Genomic DNA, 24,840 nt, shown 5'->3' on the forward strand with positions numbered 1-24,840 from the left:
CAGCATAATTCACACTGACCGGTGTACTTTTCGAGCAGAGGAAGGCTGCCATGACCGTCACCGACATCAAGGCTCAGCGGCTGACCAAGCGCTACGGCCCCATCACCGCCGTGGACGGGCTGACGTTCACCGCGCGGCCGGGCGTGGTCACCGGGTTCCTCGGACCCAACGGCGCCGGCAAGAGCACCACCATGCGGATGCTGCTCGGCCTGGCCCGCCCGACCAGTGGCACCATCACCGTCGGCGGACACCACATCGGCGAACTGCCCAACCCGGCCCGGACTGTCGGGGCGCTGCTCGACGCGCGAGCCGTGCATCCGCACCGCACCGCGACCGCCCATCTGCTGGCCTTCGCCCAGGCCGCCGGCCTGGACCGGCGGCGGGTCGGCGAGGTGCTCGACCTGGTCGGGCTGGCCGGGGCCGCGAACCGCCGGGCGGGCGAGTTCTCGCTCGGCATGCACCAGCGGCTGGGCATCGCGGCCGCCCTGCTCGGCGACCCGGCCGTGCTGGTCCTTGACGAGCCGCTCAACGGGCTCGACCCGGAGGGCATCCGCTGGATGCGCACGCTGCTGCGCGGCCTGGCCCACGAGGGGCGGACCGTGCTGTTGTCCAGCCATCTCATGTCGGAGATGGAGCTGACCGCGGACCATCTGGTCGTCGTCGCCGGTGGCCGGCTCATCGCCGACAGCCCGCTGGAGCGGTTCGTGCGCGACAACACCACGCAGACGGTCACGGTCCGCGCCGCGTCGCCGCAGGAGCTGGCCCGGGCGCTCGAACGGGCCGGCATCCGCTTCTCCACCCGGCCCGACGCGGCCCTGACCGTCACCGGCGCGGACAGCTCGGCCGTCGGCCGGATCGCCGCCGCCGAGGGGCTCGTCCTCGCCGAGCTCACCAACGTCCGCGAGTCGCTGGAGAACGTGTTCCTCCGGCTGACCGAACACCAGGAGGCCGTATGAACGTCCTGCGTTCCGAATGGACCAAGCTCCGCAGCGTCCGCAGCACCTGGATCGCGGCCCTGAGCGCCGTCGTAACCGCCGTGGCTCTGGGTGCGCTCGGAGTGTCCGACGTGCTCACCGGTTCACCGTCGGACCTGCCAGCCGGCTGGGACCCGACCGCCGCCAGCCTGAAGGGGTTGCTGCTGGCCCAGCTCATCGTCGGCATGCTCGGCGCGCTGAGCATCACGCCGGAGTTCGGCACCGGCCTGATCGGCGCCAGCCTGGTCGTCGTGCCGGGCCGTTCCCGCCTGCTCGCGGCCAAGGCCGTCGTGGTGGCCGCGGTCGCGTTCGCCACCGGGCTCGTCGCCACCCTGACGAGCTTCACCGTCGTGCGGCTGCTGCTGCGCGGCGCCGGGCAACCCGCGGCGGGGCCCGGCGATCCCGGTGTCGTCCGCGCGCTCGCCGGGGCGGTGCTGTACCTGACGTGCATCGCCCTGCTGGGCCTGGCCGTCGGCGCGCTCGTCCGCTCGTCCACCACGAGTCTCGCCGTCCTCGTCGGTGCGCTGCTGCTCGCGCCCGCGCTCATGCCCGCCCTGCCCGGTGCCCTGGGCGGCCGGCTGGCCCAGTACTGGCCGATTACCGCTGGTCAGGCCGCGTACGCGGTCGTCGATCGGCCCGGTGCGGTCGCTGCGCCGCTCGGGCTGGCCATCCTCGCCGCCGCTACCGCATTGACCGGCGTCGCCGGCCGGCTGGTATTGCGCCGCCGCGACGTCTGACCGTTCCCGGGGAACTGCTGCAGGATTCGGCGTGCGTGCGGCCCGGTCGGCGCGCGTCGTCAGCGGGCGAGCAGGGCCGGCAGGGCCAGGGCGGCGAAGCGGACCACCCGCCCGATCAGGCAGGCGGTGGCGAACTCCCAGTGCCGCCGGCCGGCGGGGCCGGCGGCGATGCTGACCAGCGCCAGCGGCGGCACCCCGACCGTGGCGGACAGCAGGACGGTGGGCAGTCCGGTGCGGCGGCGGGCGAGCCAGCGCCGGACCGGTTCGGCCCAGCGGGCGGCGCGGGACGCCGTGCGCCCCGGACGGTCGTGCCGTCGCCGGAGCGTCGAGAGCCGGCCGGTACCGCGCCGGGACGCTTCGAACAGCAGCAGCTTGCCGGTGGTCTGCCCGGCCGCGAGGGCCACGACGGCGATCGCGGCCGCGCCGCCGCGGTGTCCGGCCAGGACCGCGTACGCCTCGGCGTTGACGATCGGGACGAGGGCGGAGGCCACACCGTAGCCCAGCCCGGCCAGCGCCTCGACGACGAGGTTCACGCCCGGCCGTCCCGGCCCAGCCGGCGGCCGATCGCCACGGCCGACCACACCTTGACCGCCACCACCATCACGGCGACCACGAGCGCCACGGTGTACTGCCCGAGGGCCACCGCGGCGACGACCCCGGCGGTGTTCACCGCCTTCGCCGCCGGCGACCAGTTCAGCCGCCAGATCCGCCGGTCGACCCGGTGGAAGTCGTTCGGGCCGAGCACCGGCCAGCACAGGAACGCCAGCGACAGCATCGTGTCGAGCACCATGAACGAGGGCAGGAACACGACGGCGACCGGCGCGACGCCGGGGACCAGGGCGACCAGGCCCGTGCAGAGCACCGCCGTGCAGGCCCGGTCACCGATGATGTCGAAGACGGCGCCGGCCCGGGTCTCCTGGCCCAGCCACCGGGCCACGGCACCGTCGAGCATGTCGCCGATCCAGTAGATGGCGTACGCCACCGCGGTCAGCGTCAGGGATCCCGCCGCGACCGCGACGACGCCGACCGTGACGGCGGCGAGCGTCCGGGCGAGGGTGATGCCGTTGGGGACGGTCAGCAGGGGTCCGACCGGCAGCACAGCCGCGGTTCGGGTGCCGGCCCGGGCGTTGATCAGCGTCATGCCCGCAGCGTCCCGGTTCGGCCGGTCCGGGCGGAACCGGCCCGGGTACCGCCGCCGCTGAGGGCCCGGCACCCGGGTACCGGATCGCCCGGTACCCCGGTACCTGGCTGCCGGGCGGCGGATCATCGAGACTGTGCGGGTGGTGACAGCAATCGCGCGATGGGTCCGCGGCGCTGACGGTGTGCGGCGGGCCGCGTACGTCGCAACGGGACTGATCGTCACGGTGATCGTGACGACCGTCGACGAGAACGTGCTCGTGCCGACGGGCTGGGTGTGGCTGGTGCTGCCGGCCGCCCTCATCGCCGTCGTACTGCCGAAGGAGTACCGGGCGCCGGTCCTGGCCGCCTGCGCCGGGTTCACCGCGGTCGTGAGCACCGGCGAGTCGGTCCAGCTGGGCCTGGCGGCGGCCGGCTTCGTCTTCGTCTCGACGTGCGAGGACCCGGCCCGGCGCCCGTGGCTCGGCGTCGCGGCCGGCCTGGTGGGGGCCGCGGGCGCCCTCGCCGCATCGGTACTGCACCAGCACGGGGTCTACGCGCAGCCGTTCCTGTTCGCGGCCGCCGGCTACGTCCTCGCCGCCCTGCTGCGCGCCTGGTCGCACGGCAGTGCCCTCACCCGCGAGGCGGCCGTGCTGCGCGACCAGGCCGCCTGGCTGGAGCAGCGCACCGGCCTGGCCCGCGAGCTGCACGACGTCGTCGGCCATCACGTCACCGCCATGGTCGTGCAGGCCGAGGCCGGGCAGTTGGGCCCCGACCCGGCGGCCGCGCTGCGGGCGATCGCCGAGAACGGCCGGACCGCGCTGCGCGAGCTCGACACGCTCGTCGTGCACCTGCGCGACCCGGGGGCGCGGCTGGCGGTGAGCGCACCGCCGCGGCTGTCCGACATCGACGAGCTGCTGGCCGAGCCGCTGCGCCGGCAGGGGGTGACCGTGTGGGTCCATATCGACGCCGAGCCGGGCCTCGACGAGCTGGGCCGGCTCGCGGTGTACCGCATCGCGCAGGAGGCCATGACGAACATCGCCCGCCACGCGCACGCCACCGCCGCCTGGGTGGAGCTGATCCGCACCGGCGACCGGGCCGAGCTGCGGGTCAGCGACAACGGCACCGGCCCGCCCACGACCGTCACCCGCGGCTCCGGACTGCTCGGCATCGGCGAGCGCGTCGACGCGCTCGGCGGCCGCTGGCACCTGCGTCCCCGGCCCGGCGGCGGCACGGTCCTGGAGGCCGTCCTGCCGGTGACACGATCATGATCCGGGTCGCGATCGCCGACGACCAGCAGCTGATCCGCGACGGCTTCAGCCAGATCCTGCGCTCCCAGCCCGACATCGACGTCGCCGCCGACGTCGCCGACGGACGAGCGCTGCTCGACGCCGTCCGCCGCGACGCCCACATCGACATCGCCCTCGTCGACATCCGCATGCCGGTGCTCGACGGTCTGCGGGCCACCCGGGAACTGGCCGCGGTCCCGCACGCCCCGGCCGTCATCATCGTCACCACCTTCGACGACGACGCCTACGTCCTGGACGCCATCGCGGCCGGCGCCCGCGGGTTCCTCCTCAAACGCGCCAGCGCCCGCGACCTGATCGCCGCCGTGCGCACCGTCGCGGCCGGCGAGGCGATCCTCTCGGCCGAGGTCACCGGGGCCGTACTCGAACGGGTCCGGGCCACCGACCCGGCCACCCGCGCCGATATCACCGGATATCAGCTGACCGCCCGCGAGACGGACGTGCTGAGCCTGATCGGCGCCGGCCTGAACAACGACGAGATCGCGCGCCAGCTGCATCTGTCCATGAGCACGGTCAAGACCCACGTCGCCAACGTGCTGGCCAAGACCGGCAGCCGCGACCGCGTCCGCGCCGCGATCCTGGCCATCCAGGCCGGTCTCCCGTCGCGATGAAGGCGGCCGCCGGCCGGCCCCGGGTCAGCCGGGCCGCACGGTGCGGCTGGGTCCCCGTCCGGTTCCGGTGCGGTTGCGGCTCGGGTCTCCGGCTCAGGTTGTGGCGGGCCGCGACGATGAGGCCGCCACGGGTTGGGACGCAGCCCGCCTCGGGCGGTGGAGGGCAGAGCCGTGGCACTGGTTGGGGTGGCGTCGTCCAACGGCCTCGACGACGGGCCGACGCTCCTGGACGAGTCGCTGGAGCTGGCCGAGCGGGCCAGGCTGGCCGGCGACTACCGGACCGGCGCGGCGCATGCGCGGCGGGCGGTCGCGCTCGCCGGGACGGTCGGCGCCGCGGCCGATCGGGCCCGCGCGCTGCACTGCCTGGCGAACCAGCTCCTGCGGCTGGGCGAGCACGAGGCGTCGATCGTCGCCTCCCGCGACGCCTTGGTGGAGTTCGAGCGGACCGGGGACGACCGGGGTACCTGTCTGGAGCTGACGGCCCTCGGGATGGCCCTCAGCGAGCTCGGCCTCTTCGACGAGGCGCTGGAAGGGCTGGGCCAGGCGCGCGAGATCGCGCTGCGCGTCGGTGAGCAGAGCCTGCTGTACTGGGTGCACAACCGCATCGGCGTGGTCCACAGTTGCATGGGCGACTACGAACAAGCCGACGTGCACCTCGTGCACGCCCTTGAGCTGGGCGACAAGCGGGACATCGAGGCCGAGTTCTGCATTCTCAACAATCTGGCCGACAACGCCACCGGGCTGGTGCCGGCACTGCGGGCCGCCGGGCGGGAGGCCGACGCGCGGGCCGCCCTCACCGCCGCGCTCGAGCGGGGCGCCCAGGGCCTGCGGCTCGCGCGGGCCGCCGAGCATCCGTACCGCATGGCGATCTGCCTGGACAACCTCGGAATGCTGCTGGGGCACGCCGGGCGCTACCCCGAGGCGTTCGGCGCGATCGACGAGGCGCTGGACCTGGCCGCGACGCACGGGTACCGCGGACTGCAGTACTCGGCGTGGCGGCATCGCGCCAGCGTGCACCGGCTGCGCGGCGAGCTGACCGAGGCGGTCCGGGGGCTGACGCAGGTGCTGCGCCGCGCCGAGGAGACCGGTCAGACACCCGACGCGATGGCCGCGCACGAGCAGTTGTGCGAGGCCTACGAGCAGACCGGCGACCACCGCCTGGCGCTGCTGCACTTCCGGCGGTACCACCTGCTGGAACGGCAGGCCCGCAGCGACGTGGCGGCGGTCCGGGCCCGGCTGATGACCCACCACTTCGAACTGGACAACGCGCGCCTGGAGACGGAGAACGCGCGGCTCGAGGCGGAGCTGCACCGGGTGCGCAGCCGGGAGCTGGAGGAGGACAAGCAGGCGCTGCAACAGCAGGCACAGCAGCTGGACCGGTACGCGCACGAGGACGACCTCACCGGCCTGCCCAACCGCCGCTGGATCGAGCTGCGGCTGCCGGAGCTGGTCGCGACGGCCGGCGGCGACCCGGAGCAGCCGGGGCTGTGGCTGGCGATCATCGACGTCGACCGGTTCAAGGGCGTCAACGACCGGTACGGGCACCCGCTGGGCGACGAGGTGCTGCGGCGGATGGCCGGCCTGCTGCGCGACGGACTGGCCGACGAGTTCCCCGGCGCGACGGTGGCCCGCCTGGGTGGCGAGGAGTTCCTGCTGGCCCTGGCCGGCGTCGACGCCCGGCAGGCCGCCGACGCCTGCGAGGCGCTGCGGGCCCGGGTGGCCGCGTTCGACTGGGGCCGGCTCGCGCCGGGGCTGCACGTCACGGCGAGCTTCGGGCTGGCCGGGCACCAGTGCGGCGACGATCACGGCGCCCTGCTGGGTCGCGCCGACGCTCAGCTCTACCGGGCGAAGCGCAACGGACGCAACCGCGTCGAGACGGCCTGAGCCGCCCCGACGTCCTCATCCGCGACGTCGTCCGACGCGGTTACAGGTATTGGCCGCTGAGGACCGGTTCGCGCTCGATCGTCGTGTCGAAGCCGTCCCGCAGTGCGTACAACTCGGCGAGGGTCGCACCGTCGGCGGGGATGCCGGCCGACGTGCCCAACCAGCCCGCCGCCTCGCCGAACGGCAGCGCCGGTACCTCGATCTGCGCCAGGCAGCGGCCGGGCCGGACGACAGCCGGGTGCAGCCGGGCGAGATCCTCGTTGGTGGTGATCGCCACCAGGACCTTCCGGCCTTGGCCGAGCAGACCGTCGGTCAGGTTGAGCAGCCGCGACAGCGCCTGCCCGGTGTGCTGCTTGGCCTCGCCGCGGATCAGTTCGTCGCAGTCCTCGAGCAGGAGCAGCCGCCACTTTTCGTGCCGCTTGTCCGGGCACGAACAGTCGCCGGCCCGGTTGAGCGCGACCTCCATGAGGTAGGCCGGGTTGCTGAACAGCGCGTCCGGGTCGAGCACGCAGTCGAACTGGCACCAGTCCTGCCACTCGTGGGCCAACGCGCGCAGCACCGTGGTCTTGCCGGTGCCCGGCGGCCCGTGCAGCAGCAGGAGCCGGCCGCGCACCGAGCCGCGGTCGACCCCGACCAGCCGGTCGAACTGCGTCGTGGCGCTGCGGGCGTAGTTGTCCCGGATCTCGGACCACGGACCGGCGGTGATGGGCCGCGGGTTGCGCTGCGGGCCGTTCACCGAGGCATACCAGAAGCCCATCGAGACGGCCTGCTCCAGCGGCGGCGGCTCTTCGGTCATCCCGTCGATCGCCGCCGCGATGATCTCGTCGCCGAGCTCCGCGCTGGTCGCGGTGACCGACACCGTGGCGGTCTTGTTGCGCGGCCAGTGCACCGCGCGCAGGGTCCAGCCGTCGCCGGCGGCCAGGCTGGCCCGCTCGGTCTCGTTGATGGTCTTGCGCAGCACCACCACTCCCGGCGGGAGGAGGGTCGCGTCGTCGCGGACGTTGGTGAGGTCCTTGGTGGCCGCGTGCGGCTGGACGCCGGTGACGAACGAGGTCAGCGCCAGGGCGTCGATGACGTCGCGCGGGGAGTCGGCGTCGTCGACCGTGACGACAATGGGCAGCAGCGTCTCCGGCGCGGTGCCGGGGGCGCCGAGCGGCAGCGGGAACTGACGTGGAGTACGCACAGATCAATGATCGCCACCGAAGCTGTTGCGGTACACCGATTTTCCCGGTGCCGGCCGGGACGCGGCGGCCCTGCCGCCGGGATGGCCGTTATCGTTGAGCGGTGATCGGCGATCTCGAGACGTTCCAGGACGAGCTGGCCGCCGGCGGGTTCCCGCCGCTGGTCAACAAGCTGGCCGGGGCCGGCTTCCGGGCCCGGGTCGCCACCCGCGCCCTCGGGCCGCTGCGGCTGTTCTCCCTCGCCACACCCGAGAGCGCCTGCATCGGGCGGGAGCGGGCCGCCACCGACGGCGAGCACCTGGCGATCAAGGTCATGACCCGGGGCCGGACGCGGATCAGGCAGGGGCGCGGCGACGCCGAACTCGGGCCGGCCGACCTGGTGCTGCTCGATCCGACGCGGACGGTCCGGTTCGAGAGCACCGCCGCCGCGCACGTCACCATCCTCGTGCCGCGCCGGGAGCTCCGGATCCGGCCCGCCCAGCTCGACCGGCTCATCGGCAATCGCATCGACGGCAGCCACGGTTCGGGTGCTCTGGTCTCCGTGCTGGCCCGGGAGCTGGCGCGGCCGGCGACCAAGTTCCGCGAGGCGGAGGCGCTGCGGTCGGCGGCGGCCGTCGTCGAGCTGATCGCGGTCGCGCTGGAGGCCCGGCTGGGCGACGGACGACCGGCCCCGGACGAGCGGCTGCGGGACCGGATTACCGGCTACATCGAGGCCCGGCTGGCCGATCCCGGCCTGTCCCCGCCCGGCATCGCCGCCGCCCACCACATCTCCGTACGCCGGCTGCACAAGCTGTTCGAGGATCAGCCGCTGACCGTCGCGGCCCTGATCCGCCGTCGCCGCCTCGAGCGCTGCCGGGCCGAACTGACCGGAAGCGGACGGACGGTCACCGCCGTGGCCGCCCGGTGGGGATTCTCCGACCCCGCCCATTTCAGCAAGCTCTTCAAGACGACGTACGGCTACAACGCCCGTGCGCTGGTGACCAGCAACCGTGCACGGACGACCAAGACGCGCACCGCCGGCCCGGGACAGGATGGTGCTCACCAAGGTCGGCAATAGATGGGAAACGTCGTGGCGAAGGTACATATCGTCCGCCCCGGTGAGGGCGAGATCCTCGGCAGCGGGGCGCAGCAGATCCGGATCCTCGAGAACGGCGAGCACACCGAGCACCGGCTCGGGTTCGCCGAGGTCACGATTCCACCGGGCACCCCGAGCCCGCTGCAGCACCGCCACGCCCAGCACGACGAGGGCTTCTACGTGCTGGCGGGAACGTTCCGGTTCACCGTCGGCGAGGACCAGTACGACGCCGGGCCGGGCACCTGGGTCATCGTGCCGACCGGGGCGCCGCACACGTTCGCCAACGTCGGCGAAGAGAACGCGGTCATGCTGAACACGTTCACGCCGGACCTGTACGTGCAGTACTTCCGCGACTTCAAGGCCATGATCGATTCCGGGCAGCCGGTGAACGCCGAGACCATGGGACCGCTGTGGAAGCACTACGCCACCGAGATCTCGAACGAATACGCCTCCTGAAGCGCCCGCCGGGGCGTCCGCCGGGGCGTCCGCCGGGTGTGTACGCCGCCGGCGGGTGCTCGAGGTGCTAAGCGGCTCGGCGGCGGGGCAGGAGCAGGAGGATCACGGCCAGGGCGGCGGCCTCGGCGGTGGCGGTGGCGGCGGCGGTGCCGAGGGGGCCGAAGAGGGGGACCAGGACCGCCACCGTGACCGTGCACAGGGCGGCCAGGATCGCCATCGACCTGGTCGCGCGGCCGTACTCGCCGTCGCCCATCCAGTTGAACAGGATCGCTCTGGTGACCGCCATGAACGGCAGGGCCAGCATGAACACCGCCAGCCACGAAGCCGAGTCGCGGTGCGGGAGGGAGAGGATGGTCCCGGTCAGGAACGGGGACAGGATCGCCACGCCCAGCGCCATCGGGACGGCGCAGGTCAGGGCCACGGCGATGGAGAAGCCGGCCGGATGGGCGGACCGTTCGATGCCCAGGCGGTTGCGGGCCCGGGCGACCATCGGGACCTGCAGGGCGGACTGGACCACGCCGCCGATGGCCTGATACGCGGTGACGATCGCGCCGAAGCTGCCCATCACCGCAGGCGTGGCCAGCAGCGACAGGACGAGCGTGCCGAGCCTGGCCACATACAGCTCGCCCAAGCTGTAGCCGAACAGATGACGGCTGGAGCGGTACCCCCGGAAAGCTTTGGAAAATGACAGGCCGCGGATCAGGTCCGAGCGCAGTGAACCGTGCTTGCCAAGGGCCAGTTCGCCGACCAGCAGCTGGGCCAGGCCCGCGCCGGCCAGCGAGACGGTCAGCGGGACGCCCAGCAGGACCATGACCAGCGACGCGGCCTTGCTGGTGCAGACCAGCACGGCGTTGGCCAGGAAACGCATGCGGCGGCTGAAGTCCGACTGTTGCAACGTTGAAAGGGCGTTGCCGAGGGCGATGACGCCCGCGGCGATGAGGGCGTTCACGGTGTACCCGCGGGAGGCGTAGAACGCGCCGACGGCCGCGATGCCCAGCAGCAGGCCGGGGACCACGACCAGCATCCACTGGCTGCGGACGAGGGCGCGCTGCTCCTCGGTGCCGTTGAGGTAGAGCAGCACCGAGCCGCCGCTCAGCAGGATCAGCACGAACGCCAGGGCGGACGTCATCACCGTGTAGGCGGCGATCTCGCCGGTCTGGCCCAGTTTCGCACACAGTGCGAGCAGCGCGGCGCTGAGCAGGCCGTTGGCGACGACGGCACCGGCGGCGATGGCCGAGTTGCGGGCCAGCGAGCGAATGCCGGGCGTCGCAGCGGGCACCGGCTCGGCGTCGGTGGCCAGGTCGGACATGCGGCGAACGTAGCAGGCGCGCTCAGGCCGCGTCCGTCGGCTCGCCCGGTGGCAGCATCAGCTCACGCAGGAGGGTGAGGTCGATACTGGGTGAGCCGGCCGGGGTCGGGTTGCGCTGGGCCGCGTCGAGGTGGGCGGCGACCAGGCGGTGTACCCCTTCGGCGTCGCCGGCCTCGATCAGATCCAGGATGCGGCCGTGCTCCGCGCCGGCCTCGTGGCGCTGCCGGAGCGGCACCCCGCGCGGCTCCGTGCGGCTCGCCCAGCCCTCCTCGTGACTGGACCACAGCGCCTCCAGAGCCCCGGCCAGCACGATCAGCGGCGGGTTGCCGCACAGGCCGACCAGGGCCTCGTGGAAGCGGCGGGACACGCCGACGACGGTGGGCAGGTCGGCCACGCTCGCGAGGTACTCCTCGTGCAGAGCGCGCAGCCGGGGTACCACCGCCGTCGCTCGATCGGCACGGGACGCGCACAATGCCGCACACGCCGGCTCCACCTGGCGCAGGGCCGCGGCCACGTCGCCGATGTCCGAACGCTGCGCGGCCAGGACGAGGCCCAGGTTGTAGCCCAGGTTCGCCGGGGACGGGCGGTGCACGACGGCACCGCCGAGCCGCCCCCGGCGAACCGTGATCAGGCCCTCGGCTTCGAGGACGCGCATGGACTCTCTGAGCGTGGGCAGGCTCACGCCGTACCGTCGCAGCAGGTCCTCGGCTTTTGGCAACGGATCGCCGTCGGCCAGCTCGCCGCTGACGATCTGCGCCCGGATCCGGTCGGCGATCTGCTCGGCGAGCCGATGTACGCGTATCCGGGGCTCCACCACCGTGACCTTAGTAGGCGTCCGGGTCCTGCTGCACGGCGGCCGGGACCGGGTGCCTGTACAACACGGACGCGTTCTCCCAGGTCATCTTGCGCACATCGGCAGCCGGCAGACCGCCGATCTCCTCCTCGATCGTGCGCTGGGTGTGCGGCCAGGTCGAATCGCAGTGCGGGTAGTCCTGCTCGAGCAGGATGTGGTCGACACCGATCACGTCGCGCAGCGCGAACGACGACGGGTCCTCGACGGCGCAGAAGTAGAAGTTTCGCAGCAGGACCTCGGCCGGGGTGAGGTCGATGCCCTTCCAGGTGCCGTACATCGCGTGGTAACTCAGCATGTGGTTGAGCCGGTCGACCAGGCCGGGCACCCAGCCGATCCCGCCCTCCGAGAGGACGATCTTGATGTCCGGAAAACGGACCGGGATTCGGCTGTACAGCCAGTCGACGGCCGAGAACATGGAGTAACCGAAGAACAGGACCCCCACCACGTCCGGCGGCGCGTCCTCGGCGGTCGACGGCGAGGTGCCCGACGAGCCGATGTGCAGGTTGACGACGGTGCCGGTCTCGGCGCAGGCCCGCATGATCGGGTCCCAGTGGCCGGTGTGCAGCGACGGCATCCCGAGCATGTGCGGCGCCTCGCTGAACGTGACGGCCTTGAACCCGCGCTCGGCGTTGCGGTAGATCTCCCGCGCGCCGACCTCCGGGTCGAGGAAGTACGGCAGCTGGCACGGGATCATCCGGTCCGGGTACGCCCCCGACCACGCCTCGATGTTCCAGTCGTTCCAGGCCCTGGTCGCGGCGAGGGCGAGCTCCGGGTCCGGCGTGGAGAGCTGCAGGCGCTGGCCGGCGAAGCCCGGCAGGAACGACGGGAAGCACAGGGACGCGTACACGCCGGAGAGGTCCATGTCCTTGATGCGTTCGTGGATGTCCCAGGAGCCGCGGCGCATGTCGTCGAACCGGCACGGCTCCATGCCGTACTCGTCGACGGGCCGGCCGACGACGGCGTTGAAGCCGACATTCGGGAATTCGTTGCCGTCGTACACCCAGACGTGGCTGCCGTCCTTCTCGATGACGTGCGGGGCCTGGTCGGCGTACTTCTGCGGCATGCGGCCGTCGAACGCGTCGGGTGGTTCGACGATGTGGTCGTCGACGGAGATGAACGTGTACTTGCGTTCCTGCCGGGGCGGGTCGGGCAGGAACGTCACCTTGCTGCGGTTGGCGGTGGTGAACCCGGTGTTCTTGAGCAGTTCGTCGATCGATGCCATGGGGTGCGGGGTGTCCTTTCCGGCGGTCTATTCGCGCGTGTTCGTCTCGCGCGCATGTTCATCCCGCGCGCATGTTCGTCTCGCGCGGGTGTTCGTCTCGTGCGTGTGCTCGTCACGCGCGTGTACGTTCGCGCGGGTGTCCGTTCGCGCGCGTGTTCGCTTCGCGCGTGTTCGTTCGCGCGCTTGTTCGTCTCGTGCATGTCCATCGCGCGCGGGTTCGTTTGCGCGCATGTTCGTTCCGCGGGGTGTTCGTCTCGCGCGTGCTCGTTTCGCGAATGTTCGTGTGGCGAATGCCTATTCGAGGACTTCGGGCTCCCGGCGCAGCAGGTTTCGCACGGCGCCGGCCCAGAACACGTCGGAGCCGCGCTCGAGCAGCGACCGCTTCATCCCGTGGCGCAGCCCGGGCGAGATGGCGAGGGGGTCCTTGCCGAGCAGCATCACGTCGTACGCGAGCCGGCACGCCCGGTCGATGCTGGCCGAGCGGTAGGTCGCCTCCTGGATCGTCGGCGCGGTGACGATGATCCCGTGACTGGCCAGGATCACGACAGACTTGTCACCGATCTTGTGCGCGAGGTCGGCCCCGAGCGTCGCGTCGTCCACTTCGCCTGTGTACTCGTGCACGAACGCAAGGTCTCCGTCGTACATCGACCCGGTCTGATGCACGATCTCGGGCAGCACGCCGACCGCCGCGAGCACGGTCACGTAGTACGGGTGGTTGTGCACGACGACTTTCGCATCGGGCCGCACGCGGTGCAGCTCCGTGTGAATGTGGAAGGCGGGGGTGACGTCCCAGCGCCCTTCCTTGAGCGCGCCGTCGCGGTCGACGACGCAGAGGTCGGAGGCGGACACCTCGTCCCACCACAGTCCCCACGGGTTGATCCACATGTCGCCGCTGTCGTTCTTGAGCATCGTGATGTGTCCGGCGATGTTCTCGCTGAACCCGCTGTGCGCCAGGATCCGAAACGCGCACGCGAGCGCTTGCGCGTCTGTCAGGTCCACCCCGATGGGCGGAGTGACCTTGGGCGCCCAAACAGCGGTCCCGCCCGCCTTGACCGTTTCCGCCACGGTTGTCACACTTCACCACCTCCGCAGAGCCGAAATCATTTAAAAGATTTAGCAGTGGTGTGACCCAGAAGCAAGCAATCGCTTGGTTGCTTTCATCCGCCACCGCTAAGCCGCCGCCGTTGGACCCGACGCAGTCAGCCCGTCAGCGTCAGCCCGCCATCGTTCGGGCCGCCGGCGTTCAGGTCGCTGGCGTTCGGGTCGCTGGCGTTGAACCCGCCGCCGTCAGGAGCCGGTACGCCGCGCCTCGGGCGGCACCTCGAACCCGACCCGGCTGCCGCCGCGCCACCGGCTGACCGCCCTCAGAGCCAGCTACAGCGGCGCAACGCCACGGGAATTCGCTGTGGCCTTCGCACCCCACGGCAACACCGTCGCATCGGCGAGCAGCCGCCTTCTCCCCGGACGGCACCGTCGTCCTGGCGAGCACGCGTCCAGCCGTCACCCCGTCCACCGGTGACGGCGCTCACGCCCAGCTGACTCCGGGTGCCGGGATGCGGTCGGTCAGGCCGGGCGCATCCGCTGCCAGTTGCGGAAGACGAAGCGGTGCACCGACTTCAGCCCCACCCACAGGGCCGGGTAGAGCACGGCGGCGAAGCGCGGCCGGACCGACACCGTGGTGGTCCGCGTGATCCGGGTCCCCGACCCCTCCGGCTCCAGGTCGAAGTCGTCGCCGAGCCGGTCGACGAAGCGGTCGAAGCACAGGTCGGTGTGCTCCATGTGGAACGCCAGCCGGGCCGGCGGCTCCCAGACGGTGATGCGCTGGCGGACCACGCCCTGCTCGGAGACGCACTGCCGGGCGGCGCCGACCTCGCCGGGCCCGTCCGGCAGCCGGCATTCGGTGGGGCGCGGGGTGCCGAGGTAGAACACCGGGCAGCGCGGCGTCAACTCGACGGAGGAGTCGCAGAGTGCGGGCCACAGCTGCTCGGGGCTGTGCGGCACGCTCCAGCGCGTACGCACGATCATCACTGCATAGTAGGCGACAGCCGCGCCCGCCGGGGCCCCCGCGACATGATCGGCGGCACCGGGCAGGATGTCGCCGTGATCGACGCTCGTGTTGCTCCGCCCGAACGGCTCGTGCTGCCCGCGGCGGCGCCGGCCGATGCGCGGCCGGAGCTCGCGGCCGGTCTCCTCGCCGCGGTCCTCGGGGTGACGTATCTGCTGTTGCCCCGCATGGGCACGGATCTCGCGGCCCAGGTCGCCCGGGCCGACTTCTTCGCCGCGCACAGCGGGAGTTCGATCGACCTGCGCTGGTACGCGGGGGTGGACCAGTTCGGCTACAGCCTGGTCTCCCAGGCGGTGATGGCGACGCTCGGCGTGCGGCTGACCGGCGCCCTCACGCTGGTGGCGGCCGCGGTCACCTTTGCCGCGCTGCTGCGCCGCACCGGCGCGACCCGCCCCGTGCCGGCCGCGCTGCTCGGCGTGGCCGGCCTGGCCGGGAACCTGGTGTCGGGCCGGGTCACGTACGGCCTCGGGGTCCTCTTCGCCCTGCTCGCCCTGCTCGCGCTCACCCACCCGAGGGCGCGCCCGCTGGCCGCCGGCGCCGCGCTGCTCGCCTCGGCCACCAGCCCGGTCGCGGGGCTGTTCCTGGGGCTGGCCGGCGTGGCCCTGCTGCTGACCCGCCGGGTCCGCGGCGGCCTGCTGATCGCCGGGCCGGCGGCCGTCGCCCTGGCGCTGTCGGCGGCCGTGTTCAGCAACGGCGGCTGGATGAACCTCGGCCACTGGGAAGCCGTCCGGGCGGTCGCGACCAGCTTCGTGATCGCGGCGCTGGTCCCGCTCCGCCCGGTCCGCGCGGCCGCGGTCCTCTCGGCCGCCGGCGTGCTCGCCGCGGATGTCTTCCACACCCCGGTCGGCCTCAACGCGACCCGCCTGGTGGTGATGTTCGCCCTGCCGGTCCTGGCCGGCTATGCGACGGTCCCGTCGCTGCGCCACCCGGCCCGCCTGGCCGCGCTGCTGGCCGCGGTCTGCTGCTGGCAGTCGCCGATCGTGCCGGGCGACATCGCCGACATCGGCAACCCGACGGCCGACCCGGCGTACTTCGCCCCGCTGCGCGCCCGCCTGGCCGAGGCGCCGCTGACGGGCCGAATCGAGATCCCGCCGACCCGCGACTACTGGGAGGCGGCGTCGATGGGCGAGCTCCCCCTCGCGCGGGGCTGGCTGCGCCAGGCCGACATCGACCGCAATCCGCTGTTCTTCACGACCGTCCCGGGTGCGGGCGGTACCGGCGTGCCGTTGACCCCCGCCACCTACCAGGTCTGGCTGGCCGACCAGGCGGTCCAGTTCGTGGCTGTTCCCGACGCGCGGCTGTCCTGGCCCGGCGAACGGGAGGCGGCGCTGGTGCGCGGCGGCCTGCCGTACCTGACCCCGATCTGGTCCAGCGCACACTGGCACCTGTACGCGGTGACCGACCCGAGGCCGATCGTCGAGCCCCCCGCCACCCTGGTCGCCCAGACCGCGTCCACCTTGACCTTCACCACCCCGGCCGCCGGCGACGTCCGCGTCCGCGTCCGCCACCACCGCCTCCACGCGTCCGGCCGCGCGACGGTCCACCCGGACGGCACCTGGACCCGGGTCCACGTCCCGGCCCCGGGCCGCTACACCCTCAGCAGCTGACGCTCCAGCATCGCGAGGTAGCTCGCGTGGGCCAGCGACAGCGCACCGAGCGCATCGGCGGTGAACCACGCGATGGCGTCGTGCTCCTCCGGCGCGGCGTTGACCGGCACTCCCGTCCACGCCTCGACCAGCCAGATCCGCATGTCGAACGTGTCACCGCGCACCTCGTGCACCGGCGCCCCGGCCGGCTCCGCGATGTCGATGCCCAGCTCCTCGCGGAGCTCACGCACGAGCGCCGCGCCGGGCGCCTCCCCGTCCTCGACGTGCCCACCGGGCAGATCCCAGACGTCCGGGGAGTGACGGCGCCCCGGCGACCGGTGACACAGCAACACCCGATCCCCGTCCCGCAGCAACCCTGTGACGATACGAGCCTTCGGAGCACCATCCACCGAGATCGACACATGAGCATTCTGCCACCACCGCCGGGGTCGTACAGTGCGGTGATGGCCGACGACTGGACACCCCCGCAGCGCGGGCACTGCACCTGCGCGGTTCACCTGGAGCAGGTGCTGGACGTGGTGGTGCCGCCGGCCTTTGCGGACCTGGACCCGATGACCGTCGCCGAGCTGCTCGACTCCGGCGACCTCAAAGCCGACCCGCTCTCAACGGCCGCCCGCGAGGCCGGTGCCGGCGACTACCACTGGTCGCTGTGGGTCGGTGACACCGCCCGCGGCTACTACCACGACCACGCGCCGCTGCGGCTCGACGACGGGCTCCGCGCGGCGCCGGGTGTGGTGGCCGTCGAGTGGGTCGAACGCGAGGAGTTCGTCGTCGCCGCGCCGACGCTGTGCACCGACGGGATGACCGCCGTGGTCGCCGGCGTGCTCATCGACCCGCGGGTGCGCGGAGAGCACCCGGCGTGACGCGTGGCGCCGCGCCGCCGGTTCGCTGCGGGCGTAGCGGTCGGGGCGGCCGGACGCGGGCCCACTGCTCTAGCGTTCGGGTATGTCCGACACGCTGCTGGTGCGGGACCTGGTCGGGCGGCTCACCGGCTGGCTGACCCGGCTGATGCCACCGGGTGCACGCCGCGACGCGCTCGTCGCCGTGCTCACCGAACGGTTCGCGGCCGTGGACGCCCCGGTCACCGCCGCCGGCTGCGCGGCGATCGAACGGTGCGCGTGGACGGTCTCCCGCCATCTCGCGCTCAGCTTCGAGCCGGCCGGCACCGCCCGGCCCGACACCGTGCCGCCGGGCTGGCCGGACCCCGACCCGGAGGTGGTCCGGGCCCGGGCCGCGTGCGTCTCGCGGGTGGAGCGACTGGCCGACGGCACCTGTCTGATCAGCGTCGACGACCTCGACGCGGTCAGCCTCGCCCAGCCGTATCTCGACGCCGCGTTCACCCTCGCGCAGGGCTCGGCCCGGATCCTGCTCGACCTGCGCGCCAACGGCGGCGGCGACCCGGCGACGGTGGCCCACATCGCCGGCCGGCTGCTCGGCGACACACCCGCACAGCTGTCCGAGGTCGTCTACCCGGACCGCCGCCGCCAGTGGTGGACACCGGCCCTGCCGTCCGGCACGAGCCTGCGCCAGCCGGTCGCCGTCCTCGTCGGCCCGGGCACGTTCTCGTCCGGCGAGGCCCTCGCATACCACCTGCAGGCTCGGGGCCGGGTCACGGTCGTCGGCGAGACCACACCCGGCGCGGCCGACCACATCACCCCGATCCGGCTCGCGCCGACGGTCCTCGCATACCTGCCCGAGGCCTACGTCGTCGACACCGTCACCGCCACCAACTGGGAGGGCACCGGCGTCGTACCCGACATCGCCAGCGCACCCGACACCGTGATCGAGACCGCGGTAGCAGCGTTGCGTTAGCGCCGGACCCGGCACCGCTCAGGCCAGGTGGCTGATCCGCCCGGCGGTCGAGGTGTGCTGCTCGTAGGCGCTCTCCGCGTGGATGGCCAGGTCCAGGCCGCCGCGCTCGTGCTCCGGGGCGACCCGGAAGCCGGTCGTCTTGTCGATCGCCTTGGCCACCAGCCAGGTGGCGGCGAAGGCGTAGACGGCGACGACGAGCACGGCGAGGGCCTGGCGGCCGAGGAGGTCCAGCCCGCCGCCGAAGGCGAGGCCGCGGTCGTGGCCGGTGACCGCGGCGGTGGCGAGGACGCCGATGAGCAGCATACCGAGCAGGCCGCCGACGCCGTGCACGCCGACGACGTCGAGGGAGTCGTCGTAGCCGAGCTTGTACTTCAGCCCCACCGCATAGCAGCAGGCGACACCGGCGACCGCGCCGACGGCCAGCGCGCCGAGCGGGTTGACGGAGCCGCACGCGGGCGTGATGGCGACCAGGCCCGCGACCGCACCGGAGGCGGCGCCCAGCGTCGTCGGGTGCCCGTCGCGCCAGCGTTCGACGATGAGCCAGCCGCCGACCGCGGCCGCCCCGGCGACCTGGGTGTTGAAGAACGCGGTCGAGGCGACACCGCCGGTGCTCAGCGCGGAGCCGGCGTTGAAGCCGAACCAGCCGAACCACAGCAGCCCGGCACCGAGGATGACCAGCGGCAGGCTGTGCGGTCGCATCGCCTCGGTGCGGAAGCCGAGCCGCGGGCCGAGCACCAGGGCCAGAGCGAGCGCCGACGCGCCGGAGTTGACCTCGACGACGGTGCCGCCGGCCAGGTCCAGGATGCGCAGGTGGGTGGCGATCCAGCCACCGCCGAACACCCAGTGCGCGATCGGCACGTACACGACGAGGGTCCACACGGCGACGAACCCGACCCAGGCGCCGAACTTCGCGCGGTCGGCGATCGCCCCGCTCAGCAGCGCCGCCGTGATGATCGCGAACATGAGCTGGAACGCCGCGAACGCCATCGTCGGCACCGAGCCGGTCAGATCGCGGGCGCCGATATCGGCCATGCCGACGTGCTCGAACGAACCGATCAGGCCGAAGGCGCTGTCCGTGCCGAACGCGAGCGAATAGCCGGCGAGCACCCAGACGACCGTGACGACGGCCAGGCACGCCAGGGACATCATGAGCATGTTCAGCGCGCTCTTGATCCGCACCATGCCGCCGTAGAACAGCGCCAGGCCGGGCACCATGAGCAGTACCAGCGCCGCACTCACCAACAGCCAGGCCGTGTCGCCCGCGCTGAACCCCTCCGGCATCCCGGACCCCTCCCGCCTCGTGTGGTCCGTGATCGCCGTTGACCGCGTGGCATGCAGCGTTACCGTCGCGCGTTTCACCGTTTGTACGCCGACGTTTCCAACATGTTTCCGCGGCCACACTCCCGTATCACCGACCCCGACCGTGCGCGTCAGGCGGGGCCCGCGCGGTTGCGGTCGGGGCCGCGGGCTAGCGATCGTGTTGGCGCGGGGATGGTCGGTCGACGACGGGGCAGCCGTCCTGCCGCATTGCGGCCACGACCCGTTCGAGCACGTCGTCGTCGCAGATGAGCATGCGTCTGGACGTCAGTTGATTGAACGGCAGGTAGCCGCCGGCACCGGTCCTGGACAGTGTCCAGCCGGGCTCGATCCGCCAGAACGCGCCGGCATCGTCGTCCGGGACAGGCTGTTCGTGCACACGATCATTGTGGCCGACATGTGCCCGTCGATGTCCACCGAGCGCGCCGAAGCGGTGGCCCGGCCCTTGAAAAGGACACAGACCACCGCTTCGGGGGTACTGCCTAGCCGCCGAGGGATGCGGCGGCGGCCGCGATGGCCGGGGCGAAGGTGCTCACCTCGGTGTAGACGCCTGGGTAGTTGGGCCGCGCGCAGCCGTTGCCCCAGCTGACGATCCCGACCTGGATCCAGGCGTTCTGGGCGTCGCGGCGGAACATGGGGCCGCCGGAGTCGCCCTGGCACGTGTCGACGCCGCCGGAGGTGTAGCCGGCGCAGAGCTCGTCGCTCGGGACCAGGTCGGGGTACGCGTTGTCGCAGGTCGCGTCGGGGACGTAGGGGACTGTCGCCTTCAGGAGGTAGCGCTGCTGGCCGCCGCCCTCCGTCGCCGCGCCCCAGCCGACGATCGTGAACGTGCCCGTGTTGTACGTCGTGTTCTGCGCGATCGGCAGCGTCGCCAGGCCCGTGACCGGGGTGGCCAGGCGGATCAGGGCCCAGTCCTTGCCGTTGCCGTTGTAGCCCGGTGCCCGGTACACGTAGTTCGACTTCACCGTGATCCGGGTCGACGACTGGAGGTCGACGGCGCCCAGGGTGGCGGTGATGCTGGTGTTCGCACCGGTCCGGCTGACGCAGTGGGCGGCGGTCAGGACCAGGCGGCTGCTGTACAGCGCGCCGCCGCAACCCATCGACAGGCGCACCATGAACGGGAACTCGCCCTGCGCGGCGCGCGTGCCGCCGACAACGGACTCCCGGGGGACGCTCGCCTGCACGTTGCCGGGCAGGGCGCCGATGAGCGCGACGGCCGCCGTCGTGGCGACCAAGAGCTTTCGCAACATGGGGGAATGTTACGAGTCACATGGAAGCATCTCGATATACCGGAATGGTCATACCGCGTCCGTGTCCACGTTCGCCGGGGTGTTTGCGTGTGCGGAACCGTTCGCGTCCGCCGGGGTGTTTGCGTGTGCGGAACCGTTCGCGTCCGCCGGGGTGTTTGCGTGTGCGGAACCGTTCGCGTTCGCCGGAGTGTTCGCGTGCGCGGAAGTGCTCGCGTTCGCCGGCGTGTTGGCGTGTGTGGGAGTGTTCGTGTCCGATGGGGTGTCCACATGCGCGGAAGCGGTCGCCGAAGTGCCCGCCGAGGTGCCCGCCGGAGTGTCTGCGGCAGTGTCCGTGTGAGCGATGCGGGCCAGTTGGCGCCACAGCAGCGCGACGAACACGGCTGAGCCGGCGAACGCGAACCAGAACGGCGCCGTGACGCCGATGCGCGTGGCGAGAGTACCCCCGATGACCGAACCGACGACCAGGCCGCCGAACACGCTGATCGTGTTGACACTGCCGACACGGCCCTGCAGGTGAGCCGGCACCGCACGCTGACGCACGGTCGTCGACGTCGTGCCCCAGACGAACACGTGCGCACCGAACACGACGAACACTGCCGACGCGAACCACGCGGACGTCGTGAGCGCGAGCGCCAGGTGGGTGAGCGTTTCGATGATCAGCCCGACGCGCATGATGTCGCCGAGGCGGACCCGGCGGGTGAGCCAGCCGTACATGCCGGTGCCGAGCAGCCCGCCGGCCGCGCTGAGCGTCGTGAGCAGGCCGAAACCGGAAGGGCCGAGGCCGAGCCGGTCGTGCGCGTACAGCACGAGCACGGACCAGGCCGCGCCGAACGTGAAGTTGAAGATCAGGATGGTGAGCGCGAGCGTGCGCACGGCCGCGTTGTGCACGGTCCACCGCACGCCCTCGACGACCGCGTGCCACCCGCCGGCGGGACTGGTCGCGGTGGTGTCCGCGGTGGAGGGCAAAACGACCCGAGCCATCAGGTGTACTCCCGCCGCCACCAACGCGCACTCGGCGATGAACGGCCACACACTGCCGGCCGCGAACAGCACGGCGCCGATGGACGGCCCGGCGAGCTGGTTGAGCGCGATGTACCCGAACCCGAGCCGCGCGTTGGCGAGCACCAGGTCATCGCGGTGCACCAGCATGGGCGCGAGCGTCGCCGCGGCGTTGTCGGCGAACACCTCACCCACCGACAGCAGCCCGATCGCGATGAGCGCGACGGCCACGGACAGCCGGTCGGTGAACATGAGCGCGACGAGCCCGGCGAGCACGAGTGCGCGCAGCCCGTCGGCGGCCATGACGATCCGGCGGCGGTCGAGCCGATCGGACAGTACCCCCGCGTAAAGCCCGAACACGAGCGGCGGCGCCCACCGCAGCAATGCGCCGAGCGACACCAGGAACGCGTTGTCCGTGAGCGAGGCGACCAGCAGCGGCCCGGCGGCGACCGCGATGCCGTCGCCGAGGTTGCTCGTCCATGACGAGGTGAGCAGCCACCGAAACGGCGAGCCCAACCGGGCGGGCACCGCGACCTGGACAAGTTTGTTCACGAGTAGAGCACCTTACGGCGGTCCGGCCCTTACCGCACACCCATATCCACCCGTATCGCACACCACATCCACCCGTATCGCGCACCCATATCATCGGTGTTGTGTCTGCCCGTCCGACCTTGATCCTGCTGTGCGGGCTGCCCGGGTCCGGCAAGACCACCCTGGCCCGGCGCCTGGCCACCGAGGTGCCGGCTGTGCGTCTGTGCGCGGACGAGTGGCTGACCGACCTGGGTGTGGATCTGTTCGACACGTCGACGCGTGTGCGTTTGGAGCGTCGTTTCTGGCGACTCGCGCAGGATCTGCTGCGGCAGGGCCAGAGTGTGGTCATGGAGTCGGGTTTCTGGCTGCGCGCGGACCGCGACGAGAAACGTGCGGCGGCCCGTGCGCTCGGCGCCGCCGTGGAACTGCGCTACCTGGACGTGCCGCTCGACGAACTGGCCCGCCGGCTGGAGGCCCGCAACGCCGCAGCACCGTGGGCGACGGCCGCGATCACGCGCGAGCTGCTCGAGCTGCACGCGCCGCTGTTCGAACCGCCCGACGCCGACGAGCTCGAACAGTTCGACCCGCCCGACGGCGACGCGCTCAGTCAGTTCGAATCGCCGGGCGCCGACGAGCGTGAACAGTCCGACCCGCCGGGCGCCGACGAGCGTGAACAGTCCGACCCGCCGGGCGCCGACGAGCGTGAACAGTCCGACCCGCCGGGCGCCGACGAGCGCGAACAGTCCGATCCATCCACTTGCTAAGTGGGGAACTCCCCGTTTACCGTTGCGGGTGTGGCTATCAGCATGGATGACCGAGTCGCCATCACCGATCTGATCAACGAGCACGGCCACCTGGTCGACCGCGGCGACTTCGCCGGCCTGGCCGCGGTGTTCACCACGGACGTCGTCTGCGACGTCACGGACTTCGGCCTCGGTGTCCTGGTCGGCCTGGACGCGAGCCGCGAGTCCGCCCTGGAGCTGGGCGACCGCAACCCGGTGGCGCACCACGTGACGAACATCGTCCTGCGCGAGGCGGGCAACGGCGTCGTGCACGCGCGGTCCAAGGGCTTCGGCGTGACGGCGGACGGCCGGACCGGCAGCGTCACCTACGAGGACCGGGTCGAACACACACCCGCCGGCTGGCGCATCGCACACCGCGTCATCCGCCTGCGCCGCGTGCCGCTGCGCGAGTAGCGTCAGCCGTGTGCGGCCGAGCGGATGGGCGGATGTGTCGCGTCCCGCCGTGCGAATAGCGTCAGCCGTGTGCGGTCGTGCGGATGAGTGATGAGCCGCGTGTCGCTGCGCGAATAGCATCAGCCGCGTGCGGTCGAGCGGTCGTGCGGATGAGCGGATGAGCCGCGTGCCGCTGCGGATATGGGCATCAGCCGTGTGCGGTCGTGCGGATGGGCGGATGTGCCGCGTCCCGCCGTGCGAATAGCGTCAGCCGTGTGCGGCCGTGCGGATGAGTGATGAGCCGCGTGTCGCGGTGCGGATGCGCGGTCATCGCAGCCGGCGCGTGTCCGGTCGCCAGGCCCAGGACAGCAGTGCCAGCGCCGCGAACGCGCCGGGCGCGAGCAGTGTCGACATCGCCCGGTGGGTCGCGACCTGGGAGGCTCCGGCTCCGATCATGTTGATGAGGACGCCGGCGTATGCCCATTCCTTCAGTCGCGGCAGGCCGGGCGCTATCAAGATGGCGGCGGCGAAAACCTTCGCGGCGCCGAGGATGAGCGAAAGGTAGGGCGGGTAGCCAAGCTCGATCATCAGCGGGTAGAAGGGTGGCGCTTTGAGCAGATCGAGCACGCCGCCGACAACGCATTCGCTCACCACGACAACCGTGGACGTCCAGTAGGCAACGGGTCGCATCGGACCCTCCTAGCGAAACGGATCCGTATCTATAAGAGTACGGTACCGTTTCGATGGAGGTGGAGCAATGCCGAACGCCCCGATCACCCGCGGCGACGGTGCCCGGCGCCGGGTCCTGGACGCCGCGCTGCGCGTCCTGGACGAGCACGGCATCGCCGGTTTCACCATGGAAGCGGTGGCCCGGCGCGCCGGGGCGAGCAAAGCGACCGTGTACCGCCACTGGCCGACCACCAACGCCCTGCTCGTCGACGCCATGGACAGCACCTACCGTCCGCAGCCGGTCCCGGACACAGGCAACGTGCACACCGACGTCGCCCAGCTGCTCACGATGTTCGCCGACACGCTCAGCAACACGCCATTCCCGCGCCTCCTGGCCGCATACATGGACGCCGCCGAACGCGATCCCGCGCTCCAGACTTTGCACGCCGACCTGACCGGCCGCCGCCGCGAACCGCTGCTGACCGTGCTGCGGCGGGCCCGCGACCGCGGCCAGCTCGCCCGGGACCGGGACCTCGACCTGACCGTCGACCTGCTCGCCGCCCCGCTGTTCTACCGCCGGTTCGTCGCCCACCGCCCGATCACGCCGGCGCTCATCGACGACATCATCGCGAGCGTCCTGAGATGACCGCGGTGCGACGTGACCGGACGGCGAAGCGGGCCCGCGGCGAA

The 24,840-nt window shown here is 72.1% G+C and carries 26 protein-coding genes and 1 pseudogene; 13 read left to right on the plus strand and 14 right to left on the minus strand.

What is annotated here, in order from left to right; translation table 11 throughout:
- Positions 1–50: 50 nt before the first annotated feature.
- Positions 51–956 carry an ABC transporter ATP-binding protein gene (locus ACIA8L_RS45225; RefSeq protein WP_395914723.1) on the plus strand — a complete coding sequence of 302 codons (906 nt, stop codon included), beginning with the start codon at positions 51–53 and terminating at the stop codon, positions 954–956.
- A complete protein-coding gene (locus tag ACIA8L_RS45230; RefSeq protein WP_395914725.1) occupies positions 953–1,711 on the plus strand; it encodes an ABC transporter permease in 759 nt (252 codons plus the stop codon). The genes ACIA8L_RS45225 and ACIA8L_RS45230 overlap by 4 nt, the downstream gene beginning before the upstream one ends.
- Positions 1,712–1,770: 59 nt before the next feature.
- Here ACIA8L_RS45230 and ACIA8L_RS45235 read toward each other — a convergent pair whose 3' ends face one another.
- Together ACIA8L_RS45235 and ACIA8L_RS45240 are read right to left on the minus strand one after the other, a co-directional pair.
- On the minus strand, positions 1,771–2,244 hold the full coding sequence (locus ACIA8L_RS45235) for a hypothetical protein (RefSeq protein WP_395914727.1): 474 nt from the start codon (positions 2,242–2,244) through the stop codon (positions 1,771–1,773).
- The gene (locus ACIA8L_RS45240) at positions 2,241–2,852 is read right to left on the minus strand and encodes a CDP-alcohol phosphatidyltransferase family protein (protein ID WP_395914729.1); all 612 of its coding nucleotides are present in this window, start codon (positions 2,850–2,852) and stop codon (positions 2,241–2,243) included. The genes ACIA8L_RS45235 and ACIA8L_RS45240 overlap by 4 nt, the downstream gene beginning before the upstream one ends.
- A 142-nt stretch (positions 2,853–2,994) precedes the next feature.
- Here ACIA8L_RS45240 and ACIA8L_RS45245 point away from each other — a divergent pair, with 142 nt between their 5' ends.
- From ACIA8L_RS45245 to ACIA8L_RS45255, 3 genes are all read left to right on the plus strand, one after another.
- Positions 2,995–4,098, plus strand: coding sequence for a sensor histidine kinase (locus ACIA8L_RS45245; protein WP_395914731.1), 1,104 nt, complete (start codon positions 2,995–2,997; stop codon positions 4,096–4,098).
- A complete protein-coding gene (locus tag ACIA8L_RS45250) occupies positions 4,095–4,745 on the plus strand; it encodes a response regulator (RefSeq protein WP_395914733.1) in 651 nt (216 codons plus the stop codon). The genes ACIA8L_RS45245 and ACIA8L_RS45250 overlap by 4 nt, the downstream gene beginning before the upstream one ends.
- 171 nt (positions 4,746–4,916) lie before the next feature.
- The gene (locus ACIA8L_RS45255) at positions 4,917–6,629 is read left to right on the plus strand and encodes a diguanylate cyclase domain-containing protein (RefSeq protein WP_395914735.1); all 1,713 of its coding nucleotides are present in this window, start codon (positions 4,917–4,919) and stop codon (positions 6,627–6,629) included.
- 40 nt (positions 6,630–6,669) lie between these two features.
- Here ACIA8L_RS45255 and ACIA8L_RS45260 read toward each other — a convergent pair whose 3' ends face one another.
- On the minus strand, positions 6,670–7,812 hold the full coding sequence (locus tag ACIA8L_RS45260) for a DUF5925 domain-containing protein (RefSeq protein WP_395914737.1): 1,143 nt from the start codon (positions 7,810–7,812) through the stop codon (positions 6,670–6,672).
- Positions 7,813–7,913: 101 nt separating this feature from the next.
- On the opposite strand from ACIA8L_RS45260, the gene ACIA8L_RS45265 reads away from it, so the two are divergent.
- Positions 7,914–8,867, plus strand: a complete 954-nt coding sequence (locus tag ACIA8L_RS45265; protein WP_395914739.1) for a helix-turn-helix domain-containing protein — start codon at positions 7,914–7,916, stop codon at positions 8,865–8,867.
- Positions 8,868–9,341, plus strand: a complete 474-nt coding sequence (locus tag ACIA8L_RS45270; RefSeq protein ID WP_395914741.1) for a cupin domain-containing protein — start codon at positions 8,868–8,870, stop codon at positions 9,339–9,341.
- Positions 9,342–9,408: 67 nt separating this feature from the next.
- On the opposite strand, the gene ACIA8L_RS45275 is transcribed toward ACIA8L_RS45270, so the two are convergent.
- The 5 genes from ACIA8L_RS45275 to ACIA8L_RS45295 all read right to left on the minus strand — a co-directional run bounded on the left by ACIA8L_RS45275 (position 9,409) and on the right by ACIA8L_RS45295 (position 14,750).
- The gene (locus tag ACIA8L_RS45275; RefSeq protein ID WP_395914743.1) at positions 9,409–10,650 is read right to left on the minus strand and encodes a lipopolysaccharide biosynthesis protein; all 1,242 of its coding nucleotides are present in this window, start codon (positions 10,648–10,650) and stop codon (positions 9,409–9,411) included.
- Between the two features lie 22 nt (positions 10,651–10,672).
- Positions 10,673–11,464, minus strand: coding sequence for a FadR/GntR family transcriptional regulator (locus ACIA8L_RS45280; RefSeq protein ID WP_395914745.1), 792 nt, complete (start codon positions 11,462–11,464; stop codon positions 10,673–10,675).
- A 10-nt stretch (positions 11,465–11,474) separates the two neighbouring features.
- Positions 11,475–12,725 carry an amidohydrolase family protein gene (locus tag ACIA8L_RS45285; protein ID WP_395914747.1) on the minus strand — a complete coding sequence of 417 codons (1,251 nt, stop codon included), beginning with the start codon at positions 12,723–12,725 and terminating at the stop codon, positions 11,475–11,477.
- Positions 12,726–13,019: 294 nt separating this feature from the next.
- Positions 13,020–13,799 (minus strand): class II aldolase/adducin family protein, encoded by a 780-nt coding sequence (locus ACIA8L_RS45290; RefSeq protein WP_395914749.1) that lies wholly within the window; start codon positions 13,797–13,799, stop codon positions 13,020–13,022.
- A gap of 489 nt (positions 13,800–14,288) precedes the next feature.
- Positions 14,289–14,750, minus strand: coding sequence for a hypothetical protein (locus ACIA8L_RS45295; RefSeq protein ID WP_395914751.1), 462 nt, complete (start codon positions 14,748–14,750; stop codon positions 14,289–14,291).
- A 207-nt stretch (positions 14,751–14,957) separates the two neighbouring features.
- Between ACIA8L_RS45295 and ACIA8L_RS45300 the strand changes: the two genes are divergently transcribed.
- Positions 14,958–16,397 carry a hypothetical protein gene (locus ACIA8L_RS45300; RefSeq protein ID WP_395914970.1) on the plus strand — a complete coding sequence of 480 codons (1,440 nt, stop codon included), beginning with the start codon at positions 14,958–14,960 and terminating at the stop codon, positions 16,395–16,397.
- Here ACIA8L_RS45300 and ACIA8L_RS45305 read toward each other — a convergent pair.
- The gene (locus ACIA8L_RS45305) at positions 16,379–16,894 is read right to left on the minus strand and encodes an NUDIX domain-containing protein (protein WP_395914753.1); all 516 of its coding nucleotides are present in this window, start codon (positions 16,892–16,894) and stop codon (positions 16,379–16,381) included. The two genes, ACIA8L_RS45300 and ACIA8L_RS45305, sit on opposite strands and share 19 nt — an antisense overlap.
- Between ACIA8L_RS45305 and ACIA8L_RS45310 the strand changes: the two genes are divergently transcribed.
- Together ACIA8L_RS45310 and ACIA8L_RS45315 are read left to right on the plus strand one after the other, a co-directional pair.
- Positions 16,841–17,260 (plus strand): hypothetical protein, encoded by a 420-nt coding sequence (locus tag ACIA8L_RS45310; RefSeq protein WP_395914755.1) that lies wholly within the window; start codon positions 16,841–16,843, stop codon positions 17,258–17,260. The genes ACIA8L_RS45305 and ACIA8L_RS45310 overlap by 54 nt on opposite strands.
- A gap of 82 nt (positions 17,261–17,342) precedes the next feature.
- On the plus strand, positions 17,343–18,209 hold the full coding sequence (locus ACIA8L_RS45315; RefSeq protein WP_395914757.1) for a S41 family peptidase: 867 nt from the start codon (positions 17,343–17,345) through the stop codon (positions 18,207–18,209).
- Positions 18,210–18,227: 18 nt separating this feature from the next.
- Here ACIA8L_RS45315 and ACIA8L_RS45320 read toward each other — a convergent pair whose 3' ends face one another.
- The 4 genes and pseudogenes from ACIA8L_RS45320 to ACIA8L_RS45335 form a co-directional block, all read right to left on the minus strand.
- Positions 18,228–19,490 (minus strand): ammonium transporter, encoded by a 1,263-nt coding sequence (locus ACIA8L_RS45320; RefSeq protein WP_395914759.1) that lies wholly within the window; start codon positions 19,488–19,490, stop codon positions 18,228–18,230.
- 187 nt (positions 19,491–19,677) lie between these two features.
- On the minus strand, positions 19,678–19,905 hold the full coding sequence (locus ACIA8L_RS45325) for a hypothetical protein (protein ID WP_395914761.1): 228 nt from the start codon (positions 19,903–19,905) through the stop codon (positions 19,678–19,680).
- 103 nt (positions 19,906–20,008) lie between these two features.
- The gene (locus ACIA8L_RS45330; RefSeq protein WP_395914763.1) at positions 20,009–20,776 is read right to left on the minus strand and encodes a S1 family peptidase; all 768 of its coding nucleotides are present in this window, start codon (positions 20,774–20,776) and stop codon (positions 20,009–20,011) included.
- A 282-nt stretch (positions 20,777–21,058) separates the two neighbouring features.
- Positions 21,059–22,327, minus strand: a pseudogene (locus ACIA8L_RS45335) (MFS transporter); the annotation flags it as partial.
- A 101-nt stretch (positions 22,328–22,428) separates the two neighbouring features.
- Here ACIA8L_RS45335 and ACIA8L_RS45340 point away from each other — a divergent pair.
- Positions 22,429–23,070 carry an AAA family ATPase gene (locus ACIA8L_RS45340; protein WP_395914765.1) on the plus strand — a complete coding sequence of 214 codons (642 nt, stop codon included), beginning with the start codon at positions 22,429–22,431 and terminating at the stop codon, positions 23,068–23,070.
- A gap of 42 nt (positions 23,071–23,112) precedes the next feature.
- The gene (locus ACIA8L_RS45345; protein WP_395914766.1) at positions 23,113–23,502 is read left to right on the plus strand and encodes a nuclear transport factor 2 family protein; all 390 of its coding nucleotides are present in this window, start codon (positions 23,113–23,115) and stop codon (positions 23,500–23,502) included.
- 306 nt (positions 23,503–23,808) lie between these two features.
- Here the strand turns inward: ACIA8L_RS45345 and ACIA8L_RS45350 are convergent, their stop codons facing one another.
- Positions 23,809–24,171 (minus strand): DoxX family protein, encoded by a 363-nt coding sequence (locus tag ACIA8L_RS45350; RefSeq protein ID WP_395914768.1) that lies wholly within the window; start codon positions 24,169–24,171, stop codon positions 23,809–23,811.
- 67 nt (positions 24,172–24,238) lie between these two features.
- Between ACIA8L_RS45350 and ACIA8L_RS45355 the strand changes: the two genes are divergently transcribed.
- Positions 24,239–24,796: a TetR/AcrR family transcriptional regulator gene (locus ACIA8L_RS45355; protein WP_395914769.1), complete on the plus strand. Its 558-nt coding sequence runs from the start codon at positions 24,239–24,241 to the stop codon at positions 24,794–24,796.
- The last annotated feature ends 44 nt before the right edge of the window (positions 24,797–24,840 follow it).

It is taken from the genome of Dactylosporangium sp. NPDC051541, assembly GCF_044454505.1.
Classification (GTDB): domain Bacteria; phylum Actinomycetota; class Actinomycetes; order Mycobacteriales; family Micromonosporaceae; genus Dactylosporangium.